Genomic DNA, 15,676 nt, shown 5'->3' with positions numbered 1-15,676 from the left:
AACCGTCATGTCTGGTCAACAAGGGACCGCTGAGCAGAGCGGTCACACCGCGGGTGCCTTCGACATCCGGACGATCATCGCACTGCTGTTCGTCATCTACGGGGTTGTTCTCACGGTGATGGGGTTGGCAGCGACCTCTGCCGAGGATCTCGCCAAAGCGGACGGGTTGAACATCAACCTGTGGAGCGGCATCGGCATGGTGGTCGTCGCAGTGCTGTTCGCCCTCTGGGTGTGGCTGCGTCCGATCATCGTCCCCGCTTCCGGGGAGTCCGAAGCCGAATAGTTCCACGTCGTGTCGCCGAGGCGCGCCGCTCACCGTGCTGGTGGGCGGCGCGCCGTTGTACGCCGGGCCCTGTTCGCGGCCGGGTGTTCGCGGGGTTGGGCCGGTAGACGTGTCTGCCTGCGGCGAATGCTTGTGCCCGCAGGTTGCGCGGAGTGGTGAGGGGCACTGGCTAGTGTGGCCGGTGTGGAGCTGCCCGCCGCAAATGATCGTGACGATTCGAGTCGGGTCCGGCGGTTGGATGCCGTTTCCGGGCAGCATTCCGTAGGCTGCAGGATTACAACGACCATTGAAACGGTGGGAGGACGGCCTCATGACCCAGACCGCCCGTGGCAGCGTCGAAACATCGACGGAGACAGGACCGGCCGCGCACGGCCCGTCCACACAGTCGGTGTTCGAATCACTCGATCCGCGGACAGGCGAGGTCGTCGGAAAGCACCCCGTGCATGATGTGTCCGCCGTATCCGAAGCTGTCGAAGCTGCTCGCGATGCCCAGCAGTGGTGGTCGGAACTGGGATTTTCCGGCCGCAAGCAACGGCTCGAAGCGTGGCGAAAGCTGTTGGCGCGTCGCATCGACGAACTCGCGCAGATCATCTGCACCGAAACCGGGAAGCCTCTCGACGACGCCAGGCTCGAACTGGTTCTGGTCATCGACCACCTGCACTGGGCCACGAACAAGTCCGAGAAGGTGCTGGGCAAGCGGAAGGTCTCGCCAGGGCTGCTGATGGCCAACCAGGCCGCCACCGTCGAGTACTTGCCGCTCGGCGTGATCGGTGTCATCGGCCCGTGGAACTACCCGGCTTTCACCCCGATGGGGTCGATCGCGTACGCGCTGGCCGCAGGCAATTCGGTGGTGTTCAAACCGAGCGAACTGACCCCCGGGGTCGGGGAGTGGCTGGTGCGGTCGTTCGCCGAGGTCGTACCGGAAAAGCCGGTGCTGAGCCTGGTCACCGGGTTCGGCGAAACCGGTGCCGCGTTGTGCGGGGCCGGTGTGGACAAGGTTGCGTTCACCGGATCGACCGCGACGGGTAAACGGGTGATGGAGTCCTGCGCGAAGACGCTCACCCCCGTGCTGGTGGAGTGTGGCGGCAAAGACGCCCTGATCGTGGACGACGACGCGGACCTCGCCGCGGCTGCCGACGCCGCCGTGTGGGGAGCCATGTCCAATGCGGGACAGACCTGCATCGGAGTGGAACGGGTCTTCGTCACCGAATCGGTCGCCGACCGGTTCCTGGAAATGGTCGCCGAGCGTGCCGGTCGGCTGCGGCCGGGTGCGGAACCAACCGCGGACATGGGGCCGATCACCATGCCGTCGCAGGTCGACGTCATCCGCAGCCACATCGACGACGCACTGGCCAAGGGCGCCCGCGCCGTAGTCGGTGGAAGCCACTCCGTGCGCCCGCCGTTCGTCGAGCCGGTCGTGCTCACCGATGTTCCCGCAGACGCCGAAGCGGCCTTGGAAGAGACCTTCGGGCCGACCATCGTCGTCGATCGGGTACGGGACGCCGAAGAAGGGGTCCGACGGGCGAACGCAGGCAACTACGGCCTCGGTGCCACCGTCTACTCCCGCTCCAAGGGAACCGAGCTCGCTCGTCGCCTGCGGGCGGGGATGGTCGCGGTGAACTCCGTGATCGCGTTCGCGGCCGTGCCGGCGCTGCCGTTCGGTGGGGTCGGGGACTCAGGATTCGGTCGTATCCACGGTGCGGACGGTCTGCGTGAGTTCACCCGGCCCCAGTCGGTGACCCGCATGAAGTTCGAGATCCCGTTGAACCCGATGACGTTCAGCCGCTCGAACCGCACCGTGCGCAGGCTGGTGCGGCTGATGCGGGTGTTCCGAGGTCGCTGATCGAATCGGGTGTCACCCCTTGCCGTTGTGGGGATGCGAGGAAGGGAACTTTCCGTGCACATTTGATCGGGGAGTTCCCTTCCTCGCTCGACGGTGACGGCACCGCAGAGCTCCACTCGGTAGGAGGCACCGGTGAAGAAGATCATCAACACGTCCGCGGACGTGGTAGCCGAATCATTGCGGGGCCTTGCCGCCGCACATCCCGAGCTGTTGCGGATTCGAACCGACCCGGCCCTGGTCGTTCGAGCTGACGCACCGGTCCGGAACGAGGTCGCGATCGTGTCAGGCGGTGGATCCGGGCACGAGCCACTGCACACCGGGTTCGTGGGGCCGGGCATGCTGTCGGCCGCGGTACCCGGGCCCGTGTTCACCTCACCCACCCCCGACGGGGTGCAGGCGGCCGTCACCGAAACCGACGGGGGAGCCGGGACGCTGCTGCTGGTGAAGAACTACACCGGCGACGTGCTGAACTTCGAGACCGCCGCCGAACTGGCCGACGCGGACGGGGTGCGGGTCCGTTCGGTGCTCGTGGACGACGACGTGGCGGTCACGGATTCGACCCACACCGCAGGCCGTCGAGGCGTGGGCGGCACCGTGCTCGCGGAGAAGATCGTGGGTGCGGCCGCCGAACGCGGTGACGACCTCGATCGGTGCGCGGAATTGGCCGAGCGGGTGGTGTCCCGGGTGCGATCCATGGGCATGGCGTTGACCGCGCCCACGGTTCCGCACGCTGGAGAACCCAGCTTCACCCTTGGCGAGTACGAGATGGAGATCGGGATCGGGATCCACGGCGAACCGGGGCGCCAGCGGTTGCCGATGGAATCCGCCGACGAGATCGTGAACAGGCTTCTCCAGCCGATTCTCGAAGATCTTCCGTTCGGCGACGGTGACGACGTCGTGCTGTTCACCAACTCGATGGGTGCGACACCGTTGATCGAGCTCTACCTGGCGCACGGGATAGCTGAGCGACTGCTCGCCGAACGTGGTGTGCGGGTCCGCAGACGCCTCGTGGGGCCTTACACCACGAGCCTGGAAATGCAGGGCATGAGTCTGACACTGCTCAAACTGGACGACGAGCTGACCGAGTTGTGGGACGCGCCGGTCAACACGGCCGCCCTGCGCTGGTGAACCCGCGAGGCGAGGATTGGTGGACGTGATGGGTTGTTCGGCGGACGACGTCATCGCCGCATTGCATGCCGGTGCAGGTGCGGTCGTCGCGCATCGCGACGAACTGATCCGGTTGGACCGCGAGATCGGGGATGCCGACCACGGCGAGAACATGGACAGGGGTTTCCGTGCGGTTGCTTCCGCGGTGGACACGTCGGGGCCCGGAACTCCCGCAGCGGTGTTGAAGCTGGTCGGCTCCACGCTGATCTCCACGGTAGGTGGTGCTTCGGGGCCGCTCTACGGCACCGCGTTCCTCCGTGCGGCATCGGCGGCCGGTGACGCCGAGGAGTTGGACGGTTCTGCGGTCGCGGGTGTTCTGCAGGCCGCACTGGAAGGAGTCGCAGCTCGCGGTAAGGCTGTGACCGGGGACAAGACCATGGTCGATGCGCTGTCACCCGCGGTGGAGGCAGCGAAGAACGCGGCCCAGTCGGGAGAGAGCCCGGCGAAAGTTCTCGCGGCGGCCGCCGAATCGGCGCACCAGGGCGCCGATGCGACCGAACAGTTGGTGGCTCGTAAGGGACGCGCGTCCTACCTGGGAGAGCGGAGCGCTGGTCACGTAGATCCGGGGGCGAGGTCGACAGCACTGCTGCTGGCGGCGTTCGCGGAAGCGGGGGCGAGTCGGTGAGCGTGGGATTGGTCGTCGTCTCTCACAGCAGGCCGTTGGCCGAGGGAGTCGTGGAACTGGCGCGGCAGATGGCGCCGGAGGTTCGGGTCGTTCCGGCCGGCGGTTTGCCCGACGGCAGCGTCGGTACCGACTTCGAAATGGTCTCGGCAGCGCTGTCGGACGCCGACAGCGGATCGGGCGCGGTCCTGCTCTACGACTTGGGCAGCGCGCAGATGACCGCGGAGCTCGCCGTGGAATCACTCGGCGACCCGAGCACGGCGATCGTGGCGGACGGGCCGTTGGTCGAGGGCGCGGTGGCCGCGTCCGTGGCCGCCCAGGGCGGTGGTGACCTCGACGGTGTCGCACGGGCGGTGACCTCGGCGGGCGCTCCGAAAGATGCCGATCAGGTGGTGGCCGGGCAGGTGGAGACCGAGTCAGCGGGGGAGGAATCCACCGCCGAACCCGAGCAGGTTCACGAGGAATTGGAACTGCGCAACGAGGTGGGGTTGCACGCGCGTCCCGCTGCGATGCTGGCTCGCACGGTCGCCGACATGCGTGCGGACGTGACCGTTTCGTTGGGCGACAATTCCGCCGACGCCGCGAGCGTGCTGGACATCATGGGGTTGGGGGCGCGGAAGGGGGATCGGATCGCCGTCCGCGCCGGCGGCCCGGACGCTCGTGAAGCGGTACGGCGGATCGTGGAGCTGGCGCAGCGGAACTTCGACGAGTGAGACGGCCGGCGCCGGGCTCGAGATCGAAAAGATTAGGGTGGTGATATGCGGCGGCGATCGGGCCTGTTGGGCGTGCCGATGATTCTCGGGTGTGTCTTGTTGGTCGTCGGCTGCGGTCCTCCTGCCCTGGAGAATTCCCACTCCGGCTCGGAACCTTCCCCTGTCGCGAGAACGCCGGAAGCCCCGGACAGCAGAACGGCGCTGGGCGACCCCCGCACATTCGATCCGTGCACGCTGACCGACCCCGCCTTGGTCGAACGCTTCGGTGCGGTTACCGAGACGGACACCGTTTCACTCGACTACTGCTTGTTGCGGGTACGGCTGGCGGACGGGGCGCTCGCACAACTCGCTGTGGGAGAGCTGGGGTCCGGCGATTCGGCTTCGGCGGCCGGCAGCCCCGTTCAGCGGCAGGGCGAGTTCCGGGTGGTGCAGGACGCGCCGCTGCCGGGGCACTGCACCCGCCGGATCCTGTTCGGCGACGGTGTCGCGATGGGCGTCAGTGCCGATCTGCTCTCCGGGCCCCCGGGAGCGAGGTTGTGCGGGTTGGCCGAGGCCGGAGCGAAGGGGGCCGTCGAGGCGATCGAGCGAGAAGAGGTCGGGCATCGCCGGTACCCGGAGAACTCGTGGGCGAAGGTCGACCCGTGCGAAGTTCTCGACACGGCCGTGGTGCGTGAGGTTCCGGGAATGGAAAGCGCTCGGGCCGTTCCCGCCCCGTCCGGACACCAGTGCAGTTGGGGCAAGCAGCTTGCGCAGGAACCACGGGTGCGGCTCGTGCACACGGCGGGTGACCCACCTCGCGTGTCGCACGGCGCGGCGGTGGAAGAACGGATAGCTGGCCGCACCACCGTGCTCAGCATGGTCGGTGGCGACCCGAGCTCACCGGTGTGCTCGGCCGAGACCGGGCACATCCCGTTCGGGCAGCCCGGTGCGGGGCAGGTCGAGGTCGCGATGCTGGTCGTGTCGATCCCCGGGGAGAACGGGATCGCCGCATGCGAATTCGCCAGGGGGCTGGCGCAGTCGGCCTGGCCCGCGCTGCCGGCTGCGTGAAATACCGGCTGGGTTCCGTGCGTCCTCGGCCGGTTAACGTAGTGTTGTGCCGCGTCGAAACCGCCCCCGTCGCTCGAACGGGACTGCCCCGAACTCTGGTGCCCGCTCAATGGGGACCGCGTTCGGATGGTCCCGCGTGGAGTCCGGCCCGGAAGGCGACTGGATGGTGCGGACCGTGCCGGTCGCGCAGGCGGTAAAGACGTACCGGTGTCCGGGATGCGACCACGAAATTCGCCCCGGCGTGGGACACGTTGTGGCCTGGCCGGCTGACACCGGTGGGGTCGAGGAACGCCGCCATTGGCACAACGGATGCTGGCAGGCCCGGGCTCGGCGCGGTCCCACCCGCCGCTGGTCGTAACCCCGTCGGCGCGAAATCCGCCGCTCGAACCCGCGGGACATCACACCGTGGTACCCACCCGTTCGTGGGAGGATCGGGCGGATGAGCACCGAAGAACCCGTTACGGAGTCCCGCACCGAGATCCGAGCGAACACCATGCTGCCCGCGCGCCGCGAGGAGATCACCCTCCACACCGCTGACGGTGTGCAACTGATCGGTGAGCTGGCCCTTCCGCAGGACCGGGTGCCGCGGGCGACGTTGGTTTGCCTTCATCCGCTGCCCACCCACGGCGGGATGATGGATTCGCACATCTTCCGCAAGGCCTCGTTCCGCCTGCCCGCGCTGGCCGACTGCGCGGTGCTCCGCTTCAACACCCGTGGTACGGCGAGTGAGGCCGGTCGCAGCGGGGGCAGTTTCGACAATGGGGACTCCGAGCGGTTCGACGTGGCTGCCGCGCTGGAGTACGCGGAGTTCCACGACTTGCCGAACGTGTGGCTGGTTGGCTGGTCCTTCGGCACCGATCTGACTCTGGTGCACGGTCTCGACCCGCTCGTGCAAGGCGCGGTCCTGATCTCGCCGCCGTTGCGGTGGAGCACCGAGGACCATCTGCAGGCCTGGGCCGAGTCGGGCAAGCCGGTTCACGCGCTCGTGCCGGAGCACGACGACTACCTCCAACCTGAGGAAGCCCGCGCCAGGTTCGCCGCGATCCCGCAGGCGGAAGTGGTGGGCTTCGCGGACACCAAACACCTGTGGGTAGGCAAGGCGGAAAGCGCGCTGGACGCGATCGTGCAGGCCACCGTCCCGGGAACACCGACACCACTGCCGCGCACGTGGGACGGACCCTCCGAAATCCGCCAGGTGACCATCGTCGACTCCTGACCGGCGCACCACCCGCACCGTGGTGACAGCAAGGGAACTTTTCTTCCACATGTGACAGTAAGGTTCCCTTGCTCGCACCCCGCGCGCGGTTGCTCGGTCCGGCAGGATGAGGGAGTGCACTTCATCGAATCTGGATCTGGTCCGCCGCTGGTGCTCCTGCACGCATTCCCGCTGGACGCGCGGATGTGGAACGGGAGTCGTGCCTTGCTGGAGGAACAGGCGCGAGTCATCACCCCCGATCAGCGTGGCTTGGGGGAGAGCCCGCTGCCGGACGCGTCGGGAGAGGACGAGGACGCTCAACTGCCCGGTGTGGACGTGGCCGCGGCGGATGTGCTGGCACTGCTGGACGTGATGGGCGTTCAGCAGTTCGTGGTCGGCGGGTGTTCGATGGGCGGATACGTGGCGATGGCGCTGTTGCGCGCCGCCCCTGAGCGGGTGACCGGTGCGCTGCTCGTGGACACGAAAGCTGATGCGGACGGTGCGGAGCAGCGCAAGAACCGGATCGAAGCCGCTGATCGAGCTGAACGTGAGGGCACCGAGGGATGGTTGGCCGACAATTCGCTGCCGAACGTGTTGGGGAGCACGACGCGAGAGTCCCGCCCGGACCTGGTCGCGGAGGTGCGCGACGTGATCGAGACCCAGGACCCGGGCGGCGTGGCGTGGGCGCAGCGTGCGATGGCGGCACGGCCGGACAGTCGCTCGGTGTTGCGGGAATTCACCGGGCCCGCTCTGGTGGTGGTTGGTGAACAGGATTCGATGACGCGACCGGAAGACGCCCACGAGCTCGCGGTCGAACTGCCTGCCGGTGAGTTCGCGATGTTGCCGGAGGCGGGGCATCTTTCCCCGCTGGAGGCGCCGGAAGCGTTCGCCGACGTCGTCGCCCCTTGGTTGAACCGGATCACCTGACCGGCCGGATCACCTGACCAGCAGGAACGGCCTCGGCCACTCGACCGGCTGGTCGCCTGAGGTGCGCCCGCAGGGCACCTCAGGCGACGATGTTCGTGCGGTTGTTCAGCTCGACCGGTCGGCGGTGTCGAACTTGGTGGTGTTCGACTGTTCGCCCGCGTCCGTCGTCGGAAGTTTGATCCGCCGGGTCGGCTGGTCGTGCGGATTGCCGGCCGGGATCGCGCCGTGCTCGATCTTCTCGGTGGGCCCATCGACGGATACCGGTTTTGCGGGCTTCGCGGCCGCGACCGTTTCCGCGTCGGCTTCGGCTTGCGAGTCCGATGCGGAAACGCTCCCGGAGTCCGGAACGAATTCGGCGAGACCATCCCTGGAGACGGCTTCTTCCGCCGCGGTGCGGGACTTCTCGCGGGCTTCGGCGGCGGCTTCGCGGAGCCTTGCCTCGTCGGCGTCGTCCTGGTCGAGTCGTTGCAGCAACGGCGTGGTTTGCCCGAGCAGTTCGGCGGCGTCCCGCAATTTCGCGGCGATGGTGTCCCGTAGTTCCGTCAACGAGGTGACCTGGTCATCGGCCTTGTTGAGCCGTCGCTGAACTTCCTCGGTGGTCGCACCCAAGCGCAGTTCGGCGTCCGTGCGGGCTTCGCGGATGAGGCGATCCCGTTCGCGATTGCCCGTTTCCAGTAGCCTCGTGGCTTCCTCGGTGGACTCCCGGACCATCCGGTTGGACTTCTCGGTGGCCTCGGTGACCAGCCGGTTCGCTTCCTCGGTGGACTCCCGGACCATCTCGTTGGACTTCTCGGTGGCCTCGGTAACCAGCCGCTTTGCTTCCTGGGTGCTTTCCCGCTCCCGCGTTTCGGCGGCCTCGGTGCTCTCCCGTTCGAGACGGTCGGCTTCGTTGGTGGCGTCGGTGATGCGCTGCTCGGACTCCTCGGTGGCTTCCTTGACGCGTCGGTGCGCCTCGTTGGTGCCCTCGCGGAGTCGACGGTTGGCTTCTTCGGTGGCTTCCCGCACGCGCCGTTCGGCGTCGGCCTTGCTGGTGGCTTCCTGCTCGGTGAGCGTGCGCATCGATTCGGTGCGCCGAGCGGCCATCGCGATTTCGAAGTCTTCTTCGACCTGGGCCCGGCGTGCTTCGGATTCCTGGTCGGCGCGCTCGCGGTTCTCCTCGGCTTCCCGGGTGATCCGCTCGGCATCGGCCTTGGCCTTGTCCATGAGCGTGCGGTGCTCGGTCTCCATTTCGCTGCGGCGCTGGTCGAGTTCGGCGATCAGCTTCTCGTAGCGGGTGCGGAGCGCGCTCGCTTCTGACTCTGCGCGGGCGCGCGTCTGGCCCGCGTCGGTTTCCGCGCGTGTCCGAATCTCGTTGGCCTCGTCCTGGGCGAGGCGCAGCATTCGCTGCAGCCGTTCGCTGAGACCTTCGAGCGTGGTCGGGGGTTTGGAGAGTCGTTCGACCTGGCCGCGCAAGCTCTCGATCTCGGAGCGGCTCGCTTCCAGCTGCTTCGACAGGTCACCGGCCTGGGAGACCGCGGCGTCCCGATCGGAGGTGAGGATGCGCAGGTCCGCGTCGACTCGTTCGAGATGCTCGTCTACCTGGGCGCGGTCGTAGCCGTTCTTTCGAACGATGTCGAAGCCTGATCCCAGGGGTAGCAAGTCACGGTCGTCGGCAAGGCCCATGTGCCTAACGCTACCTCGAAGACGGCCTGGTTGTTGGCGGTGCATGCCGCCCGGCGGGAAATTTTTCCGAATCACGGCGGTGTCGTTGGCTCGTGCGCTGCTGATATCAGGACCAAATGCCTTGACCGGCTGGCCAACCAAGGTGATTATTAGGGTGTAAGTCGAGGTCAGTGGAGGTGATCGCGGTGGCTGGTAGGTCGAGTGGCGCGGCGGCCAAGCCGTGGACGCGCTGGCAGGACTGGGGTGCTGTCGTAATCGGTGCTTACACGGTCCTGGCGACGCTGTGGACGATGACGACGGGAAGCGCCATGTCGGCGATGATTGTCCTGGGTGCGCTCCTGGTGATCACCGGAGCGTGGTCGCTCGCGGCACCAGGGTCGATGACCAGCGAATACGCCCACATGCTCCTCGGCGTGCTGCTGTTCATCTCGCCGTGGGCGCTGGGCTACGCCGCCCTGATGGGTGCTGCGTGGACTTCTTGGGTCGTCGGTGTGCTGGCTGTGGTCGTTGGCGCTGCGGCGCTGCCGGAAGCCAACGCCGCGCACAGCGGAAGCGGCGTCGCCGGCCAGCACTGATTCGCGGCGCGAACTCGGTGCGGTTCGTGCGTATGCGGCGCGGCCCGGAAACCTTCCGGGTCGCGCTGTATTTTTCTGGTCGGGGATGCCGACTGGAAGGCTGGAGGTCGTGTCGATGACACGGGGCGCGCAGGGTGGAGACCCCTCGAAAGGTAGCCATGCCGCTGGGGTCGGTGACGAGCAGTGTGTTCCTGCTCGTGAACGCATCCTCGGCGCCGCTTGCGAGCTGTTCGCAGAACACGGATTCGACGCCACCCCGACTTCCAGGATCGCCGAGCAAGCGGAGGTCCCCAAAGGGCTGATCCACTATTACTTCCGCCGCAAGCAGGACTTGTTGGTCGCGCTGGTCGACCGGCTGCCGGACGAAACGGTCGACTCGAGGCTGATCGTCGTGCACGGAGACCTGACGGCCAGCCTGTGCAGGCTCGTGCGTGAACTCGACACCCGTGTGGAGTCCTCACTGCTGCTCAGCCACTTGCTGTGGCGAGAGGCCGATACGCATGCTGTGGTTCGACAGGCTCTGCAGAGCCGTCTCCTCACGGTGGCCGAGCAGATCAGCTCAGTGATCGAGAAGGTGGTGGCGTTCCGCGGGCCCGACGTGGAGACCGCCGCTCGGCTGTTGGCGCGGGTGATCAGCCACCGCCATTCCGAGTCCAGGCACGGTGAACACGACGACGAGCTCGAACGGGAGATCGGTTTCGTCGCACGAGCGCTCGAACTCGGCGCGGTGCGCGACCGGGCCCGACCGGCCTGACCCGCGGTTCCCACTCGAGCGGACCGCCATCGCACGCGTCCCGTTCTCGAGGGGGTGTAGCCGGGAGGCGCAGCTGCGCGAAACCAGCTGATGTTCGCGGGGCCGCGCGCCTCGGTCGGTTCTCATTTCGCGGGTTCGACCAGTTCGATGAGCACACCACCGGCGTCCTTGGGGTGCACGAAGTTGATCCTGCTGTTCGCGGTGCCTCGTCGGGGTGCGTCGTAAAGCAGCCGTAGCCCCTTTGCCCGGAGTGTTTCTCCGGCGGCGTCGACATCGCTGACCCGGTAAGCCAACTGCTGCAGACCGGGTCCGTTGCGGTCGATGAACTTCGCGATCGCCGAGTCGTCCCGCAGCGGGGCCAGCAGCTGGATCATGGTTGCGCCGCTGGTGTCGTCAGGAGCGGCGAGCATCGCTTCGCGCACCCCTTGGTCCTCGTTGGTCTCGCTGTGGGTGAGGACGAGGCCGAAGGTCTCCCGCTGGAAGTCGATCGCCGCGTCCAGGTCGGCGACCGCGATCCCGACGTGGTCGATCGCGGAAACCAGCCCGTTCAATTCCTGTTGCATGCGGCGGAGCGTATCGCGTTCCGGTGGTCGTCGGGTGCGCGAAATGTGGCTGCGCTGTGGGGCAGGGCCCACTGAGCCGTGCGAGCAAGGGAACATTCCGCGCACATGTGACAGGAAGGTTCCCTTGCTCGCACCGCCGCGACGCCGTGGCTGTAAGTCGCCTCACAGCTGGCACCGAGTGCCAGCATGGGTATGGTCCCGACGGCGTGCTCGGCTCATGATGGAGCGGACACGCCAGAGCAGTGGCGGAACCGGGAGAAATGCGAACCCGGCGAACGACGAACCTTGACCGGGAGGCTGCAGTGGGAACTTCTGTGATCGTGGACGGAGCCAGGACCCCGATGGGGCGGCTGCTGGGTTCTCTCAAGGATTTCTCGGGCGCCCAGCTCGGCGGAGTGGCCATCAAATCCGCGCTGGAACGCGCCGGTGTTCGACCGGACCAGGTCGATTACACGATCATGGGGCAGGTGCTGACAGCGGGTGCCGGCCAGATCCCAGCCAGGCAGGCCGCGGTGGAAGCGGGCATCCCGATGGAGGTGCCCGCACTGACGATCAACAAGGTGTGCCTGTCCGGCCTCGACGCGATCGCGCTCGCCGACCAGCTCGTGCGGGCGGGCGAGTTCGACATCGTGGTCGCGGGCGGCCAGGAGTCCATGACTCAGGCCCCCCACCTGCTGCCGAAGTCCCGGGACGGCTTCAAGTACGGCGACGTGCAGATGCTCGACCACCTGGCTCATGACGGCCTGTTCTGCGCGTTTGACCAGGTCGCGATGGGATCGTCGACCGAGAAGTACAACTCCCGCTACGAGTTGACGCGTGCCGAGCAGGATGCGTTCGCGGCCCGCTCCCACCAGCGCGCCGGAGCCGCGTCGGCGAACGGGGTGTTCGCCGAGGAGATCGCCCCGGTGACCGTCCCGCAGCGCAAGGGTGACCCGGTAGTGGTCGACACCGACGAAGGCGTCCGCGCCGACACCACTGCCGAAGGACTCGGAAAGCTGCGTCCCGCGTTCGCGCCGGACGGCACGATCACAGCGGGTTCGGCTTCCCAGATCTCCGACGGTGCTGCCGCGGTCGTGGTCATGAGCAAGGCGAAGGCGGAAGAACTCGGGCTGAACTATCTTGCCGAGATCGGCGGGCATGGGGTCGTCGCCGGCCCGGACGCCAGTCTTCACGAGCAGCCCTCGAACGCCATCAAGGCCGCCTGCACGAAGGACGGTGTGGACCCGTCGACGCTGGATCTCGTGGAGATCAACGAAGCGTTCGCCGCGGTCGGCATTGTCTCGACCCGTGAACTCGGCATCGACGAGGAGAAGGTCAACGTCAACGGTGGCGCCATCGCGCTCGGCCACCCGATCGGCATGTCGGGCGCTCGACTCGCCCTGCACCTCGGGCTGGAGCTGAAGCGCCGCGGTGGTGGTGTCGGAGCTGCCGGCCTGTGCGGTGGTGGCGGTCAGGGTGACGCGTTGATCGTGCGAGTTCCCTGAGGTGAGCTGCTCGCCTGACGGCACGCCCGGACTGACGGCACGCCCGGAATGACCCGGAGTCAGCGGCAGCGCCGAGATCGACTTTTCGCCTCGGCGCTACCCTGAAACACATGAAGTGGCTTCCAGGGGGATGGCAACGGGCAGACAGGGAACGTCGCACCACACCGCAGGGAACCCGCAGCACTGCGCGGTACTCGGAACAGGCACAGGCCACCCGAGCTCTCTCGATGAACGACCGGCCGGAGGCGCAGGCGCGTACGGCGTTGAGCGAGCAGACTCGTGATGTCGACGTCAGCGCAAGCAGCTTCCGGATGCTGCTCATCGGCGGAGGCATCAGCGGGTTCGCCACCGTGGTGTGCGCGGCGATCATCGCCAGCAAGGGCAACAGCCCCGGCATGTGGTTCTGGCAGCTGGTGTCGGCCGTGGTGTTCTTCTGGTTCGTGACCGCTGCGCGAGGAATGTTCGCCAGTCGAGGCTTCCTGGTCGACAACACCGCGTTCTACGCGCGCACCAAGGGCGAAGTCGTCGGTGTTCCGTGGAACGAGATCCACGCGATGGGCATCGGCACGCTGCCGTGGATCCAGCACAAGCGGCCGGTGAATCCGCAACGTCGTCAAGCGCTCGAACTGTATCCGGCGGATCCGGGTTTCGCGGCCCGGCATCCCGAGTTCGACCGGTGGCGAATCGAGCAGGCCGCGCCGATGCAGGGTCTCCCGCACGTTCGCTACCGGTTCCACCTACCGCCGTTCACCCGACTGCCGCGTGCACTGGAGGGGGCGGTCCGGTCGGTGGCAGCGAACAAGTGGATCGGGAACTACCGGCGTGAACTCCCGGAGTCGGTGCGCCACTGAGATCACCAGCCGAGGCTGTCCAGTGGGTCGGCGACCCGCAGGTCGGTGTCGTCGATGGCGAACGTTCGTGCCCTGCCGGGGCCGGTGCGCGCGGTTTCGAACCGAACGGTGACACGACCGTGCCCGGCCCCCTGTACCCAACCGTGCCCGTGCTCGGTGTGGTGCACGTCGTCCCCGGCTCGCCACGTGTGGGCATCTCGGGTGGTGACCGTTCGGGGCTCTCCCAGTGCCGGTTCGGCGGTCGCACCGGCATCTCCGGTCGTCGCAGGCGCGTCCTGATCTGCCGGATTGTCGAACAGCGGCTCCTGCTCGGAGGTGGCGAGGCCCGAGTACGACACCCCGACCAGCCGAATGGGAGTGCCTGGTGGCACCGCCACCGTCGTGAGCCTGAATGCCGCCGCGGATAGTGCGGAGAGGTCGCTCGTGGCGGTGGAGAATGTTTCCGACCTGCTGATGGTGTTGAAATCGGCGTCGCGCACCTTGACGGTGACGGTGCGGGCGGCCCGGTGGGACGTGCTCATCCGGCGGTGTGCGGACCTGGCCATGTCCGCCACTTCGGCTGTCAGCTCGGCGTGGCCGGTGATGTCGGTGTCGAACGTGGTTTCCGCGCTGACCTGTTTCGCTTCGGCGCGTTCCGCGACCGGGTGCTCGTCGACGTTGTGGGCCAGCCGATGCAACTCCGCACCGTGCGCTTGGCCCAGGAGCGACGTGACGTCCCCGAGATGGAGTGCTGCGAGTTCTCCGACACTGTGCACACCGATGCGGTGCAACTTCGATTCCGTCACCGGGCCGATGCCCCACAATTTCCGCACCGGCAACCCGGTGAGGAGCTCTTCCTCCTGCTCGGGTGGGACGACCATCGCCCCGTTCGGTTTGGCCAACCCCGAACTGATCTTGGCGAGCTGTTTTCCGGAGCCCGCCCCGATCGACGCGACCACACCTGTTTCACGCGCCACTCGGCTGCGCAACCTGCTCGCGAACTCGTCGACGGTTTCGACTCCCGCACCGGCGAGTTCGGTGGGTTCCAGGAACGCTTCGTCGATCGAGACCTGCTCGACCACGTCGGCGATCTCGCGCACGATATCGAAGACGCGACTGCTGACTGCCTTGTACACGCGGCCTCGTGGCGGCAGCACCACCGCGACCGGGCAGCGGCGCCTGGCCTCCGCCATCGGCATGGCTGAGTGGGCACCGTATTGGCGGGCTTCGTAACTGGCCCCCGCCACCGTTCCTCTCGGCCCCAAACCGCCGACGAGCACCGGTCGATCGCGGACGGTGGGACGGGTGAGCTGCTCCACGGACGCGAAGAACGCATCCATGTCCATGTGCAGTACCCACCTCGCCATGTGTCCATTGAACGAGATACCGCCGACAGCGCCCACGGCTGGTGGCGCGTTCGTCCGGGTGGATGCGAGCAAGGGAACCTTTCTGCCAGATGTGGCAGAGAAGTTCCCTTGCTGCCACGTGGCGTCAGCGCAGGTGTGCCCAGGCGTAGGCGGTCATCGCGTCCCGCATGTAGCCGGCCATGCCCTGCGGTTTCCTGCGTTCGATGCGTTTGCGGAACTTGGGCTGGTTCACGTACATCCCCGCGAGCCGCAGGTAGGAGTCGCGGTCAGGCGTCCAGAAGTTGCAGAGCCAGTGATAGTGGTCGTTGATGATCTCCTGGGTTCGCGGATCGTTCTCCGGGACCCCGTTGGCGAAGAGTTCGGCGATGCGACTGCTGATGCGGTTCCAGTCGGCCCCGACGACTTCCGCGTGGCGACGGTTCGCGCCGGGCGTGTCGCCCATCCGGTCGGTCTTTTCGGGGTCCACGCCGATCAGCGCGGTGCCGTCTTCCACGGCTTCGGCCTCGTCCAGGCCGCTTCCACTCACCTTGTCCGGCTGCACGGCGTCGTTCCTCCACTCACGCGCTAGGGCATGGTGCGACGGTTCGGCACGTCCGACGAGCTGAAAACCGTCGCGATTTGTCACCTGTTGGTGGGAACCGTAG

General features: G+C 67.2%; 16 protein-coding genes. 12 read left to right on the top strand and 4 right to left on the bottom strand.

Annotation, left to right across the window (positions count from 1 at the left end; genetic code table 11):
- Positions 1 to 7: 7 nt before the first annotated feature.
- From ACYVAN_RS02085 to ACYVAN_RS02050, 8 genes are all read left to right on the top strand, one after another.
- Complete coding sequence (locus ACYVAN_RS02085; RefSeq protein WP_460954974.1) at positions 8 to 283, top strand: hypothetical protein; 276 nt, start codon at positions 8 to 10, stop codon at positions 281 to 283.
- Between the two features lie 310 nt (positions 284 to 593).
- The gene (locus ACYVAN_RS02080) at positions 594 to 2,126 is read left to right on the top strand and encodes an aldehyde dehydrogenase family protein (protein WP_460954972.1); all 1,533 of its coding nucleotides are present in this window, start codon (positions 594 to 596) and stop codon (positions 2,124 to 2,126) included.
- Between the two features lie 132 nt (positions 2,127 to 2,258).
- A complete protein-coding gene (dhaK, locus tag ACYVAN_RS02075; protein WP_460954970.1) occupies positions 2,259 to 3,254 on the top strand; it encodes a dihydroxyacetone kinase subunit DhaK in 996 nt (331 codons plus the stop codon).
- Positions 3,255 to 3,282: 28 nt separating this feature from the next.
- Positions 3,283 to 3,918, top strand: a complete 636-nt coding sequence (gene dhaL / locus ACYVAN_RS02070; protein WP_460954968.1) for a dihydroxyacetone kinase subunit DhaL — start codon at positions 3,283 to 3,285, stop codon at positions 3,916 to 3,918.
- The gene (gene dhaM, locus ACYVAN_RS02065) at positions 3,915 to 4,628 is read left to right on the top strand and encodes a dihydroxyacetone kinase phosphoryl donor subunit DhaM (RefSeq protein WP_460954966.1); all 714 of its coding nucleotides are present in this window, start codon (positions 3,915 to 3,917) and stop codon (positions 4,626 to 4,628) included. Before dhaL ends, dhaM begins: the two co-directional genes overlap by 4 nt.
- 45 nt (positions 4,629 to 4,673) lie before the next feature.
- Positions 4,674 to 5,675 (top strand): DUF3558 domain-containing protein, encoded by a 1,002-nt coding sequence (locus tag ACYVAN_RS02060; RefSeq protein ID WP_460954964.1) that lies wholly within the window; start codon positions 4,674 to 4,676, stop codon positions 5,673 to 5,675.
- 439 nt (positions 5,676 to 6,114) lie between these two features.
- Positions 6,115 to 6,891 carry an alpha/beta hydrolase gene (locus ACYVAN_RS02055; RefSeq protein WP_460954962.1) on the top strand — a complete coding sequence of 259 codons (777 nt, stop codon included), beginning with the start codon at positions 6,115 to 6,117 and terminating at the stop codon, positions 6,889 to 6,891.
- A gap of 150 nt (positions 6,892 to 7,041) precedes the next feature.
- A complete protein-coding gene (locus ACYVAN_RS02050) occupies positions 7,042 to 7,797 on the top strand; it encodes an alpha/beta fold hydrolase (RefSeq protein ID WP_460954960.1) in 756 nt (251 codons plus the stop codon).
- A 105-nt stretch (positions 7,798 to 7,902) separates the two neighbouring features.
- On the opposite strand, the gene ACYVAN_RS02045 is transcribed toward ACYVAN_RS02050, so the two are convergent.
- Positions 7,903 to 9,459, bottom strand: a complete 1,557-nt coding sequence (locus tag ACYVAN_RS02045) for a hypothetical protein (protein ID WP_460954958.1) — start codon at positions 9,457 to 9,459, stop codon at positions 7,903 to 7,905.
- Positions 9,460 to 9,644: 185 nt separating this feature from the next.
- Here ACYVAN_RS02045 and ACYVAN_RS02040 point away from each other — a divergent pair, with 185 nt between their 5' ends.
- Both ACYVAN_RS02040 and ACYVAN_RS02035 read left to right on the top strand, forming a co-directional pair.
- Positions 9,645 to 10,034, top strand: a complete 390-nt coding sequence (locus tag ACYVAN_RS02040) for an SPW repeat domain-containing protein (RefSeq protein WP_460954956.1) — start codon at positions 9,645 to 9,647, stop codon at positions 10,032 to 10,034.
- 115 nt (positions 10,035 to 10,149) lie between these two features.
- Positions 10,150 to 10,788 (top strand): TetR/AcrR family transcriptional regulator, encoded by a 639-nt coding sequence (locus tag ACYVAN_RS02035; RefSeq protein ID WP_460954954.1) that lies wholly within the window; start codon positions 10,150 to 10,152, stop codon positions 10,786 to 10,788.
- A gap of 122 nt (positions 10,789 to 10,910) precedes the next feature.
- Here ACYVAN_RS02035 and mce read toward each other — a convergent pair whose 3' ends face one another.
- The gene (mce, locus tag ACYVAN_RS02030) at positions 10,911 to 11,351 is read right to left on the bottom strand and encodes a methylmalonyl-CoA epimerase (protein ID WP_460954952.1); all 441 of its coding nucleotides are present in this window, start codon (positions 11,349 to 11,351) and stop codon (positions 10,911 to 10,913) included.
- A 302-nt stretch (positions 11,352 to 11,653) separates the two neighbouring features.
- Here mce and ACYVAN_RS02025 point away from each other — a divergent pair, with 302 nt between their 5' ends.
- Positions 11,654 to 12,835: an acetyl-CoA C-acetyltransferase gene (locus ACYVAN_RS02025; RefSeq protein WP_460954950.1), complete on the top strand. Its 1,182-nt coding sequence runs from the start codon at positions 11,654 to 11,656 to the stop codon at positions 12,833 to 12,835.
- A 110-nt stretch (positions 12,836 to 12,945) separates the two neighbouring features.
- Positions 12,946 to 13,686 carry a hypothetical protein gene (locus tag ACYVAN_RS02020; protein WP_460954948.1) on the top strand — a complete coding sequence of 247 codons (741 nt, stop codon included), beginning with the start codon at positions 12,946 to 12,948 and terminating at the stop codon, positions 13,684 to 13,686.
- Positions 13,687 to 13,688: 2 nt separating this feature from the next.
- On the opposite strand, the gene ACYVAN_RS02015 is transcribed toward ACYVAN_RS02020, so the two are convergent.
- On the bottom strand, positions 13,689 to 15,032 hold the full coding sequence (locus ACYVAN_RS02015) for a DNA polymerase IV (protein WP_460954946.1): 1,344 nt from the start codon (positions 15,030 to 15,032) through the stop codon (positions 13,689 to 13,691).
- 124 nt (positions 15,033 to 15,156) lie between these two features.
- Positions 15,157 to 15,573, bottom strand: a complete 417-nt coding sequence (locus ACYVAN_RS02010; protein ID WP_460954944.1) for a TipAS antibiotic-recognition domain-containing protein — start codon at positions 15,571 to 15,573, stop codon at positions 15,157 to 15,159.
- Between the last annotated feature and the right edge of the window lie 103 nt (positions 15,574 to 15,676).

Source organism: Parasphingorhabdus pacifica, assembly GCF_054779195.1.
The sequence above is the reverse complement of the archived record's forward strand: the minus strand, read 5'-3'. Positions and strand labels throughout refer to the sequence as shown.

Bases quoted from the DNA above. Each gene is read 5' to 3' on its own strand.
- ACYVAN_RS02035 (WP_460954954.1), top strand. From the start codon at position 10,150: ATGACACGGGGCGCGCAGGGTGGAGACCCCTCGAAAGGTAGCCATGCC.
- ACYVAN_RS02015 (WP_460954946.1), bottom strand. From the start codon at position 15,032: ATGGCGAGGTGGGTACTGCACATGGACATGGATGCGTTCTTCGCGTCC.
- ACYVAN_RS02085 (WP_460954974.1), top strand. From the start codon at position 8: ATGTCTGGTCAACAAGGGACCGCTGAGCAGAGCGGTCACACCGCGGGT.
- ACYVAN_RS02080 (WP_460954972.1), top strand. From the start codon at position 594: ATGACCCAGACCGCCCGTGGCAGCGTCGAAACATCGACGGAGACAGGA.
- ACYVAN_RS02060 (WP_460954964.1), top strand. From the start codon at position 4,674: ATGCGGCGGCGATCGGGCCTGTTGGGCGTGCCGATGATTCTCGGGTGT.
- ACYVAN_RS02045 (WP_460954958.1), bottom strand. From the start codon at position 9,459: ATGGGCCTTGCCGACGACCGTGACTTGCTACCCCTGGGATCAGGCTTC.
- dhaL (WP_460954968.1), top strand. From the start codon at position 3,283: ATGGGTTGTTCGGCGGACGACGTCATCGCCGCATTGCATGCCGGTGCA.
- mce (WP_460954952.1), bottom strand. From the start codon at position 11,351: ATGCAACAGGAATTGAACGGGCTGGTTTCCGCGATCGACCACGTCGGG.
- ACYVAN_RS02055 (WP_460954962.1), top strand. From the start codon at position 6,115: ATGAGCACCGAAGAACCCGTTACGGAGTCCCGCACCGAGATCCGAGCG.
- ACYVAN_RS02020 (WP_460954948.1), top strand. From the start codon at position 12,946: ATGAAGTGGCTTCCAGGGGGATGGCAACGGGCAGACAGGGAACGTCGC.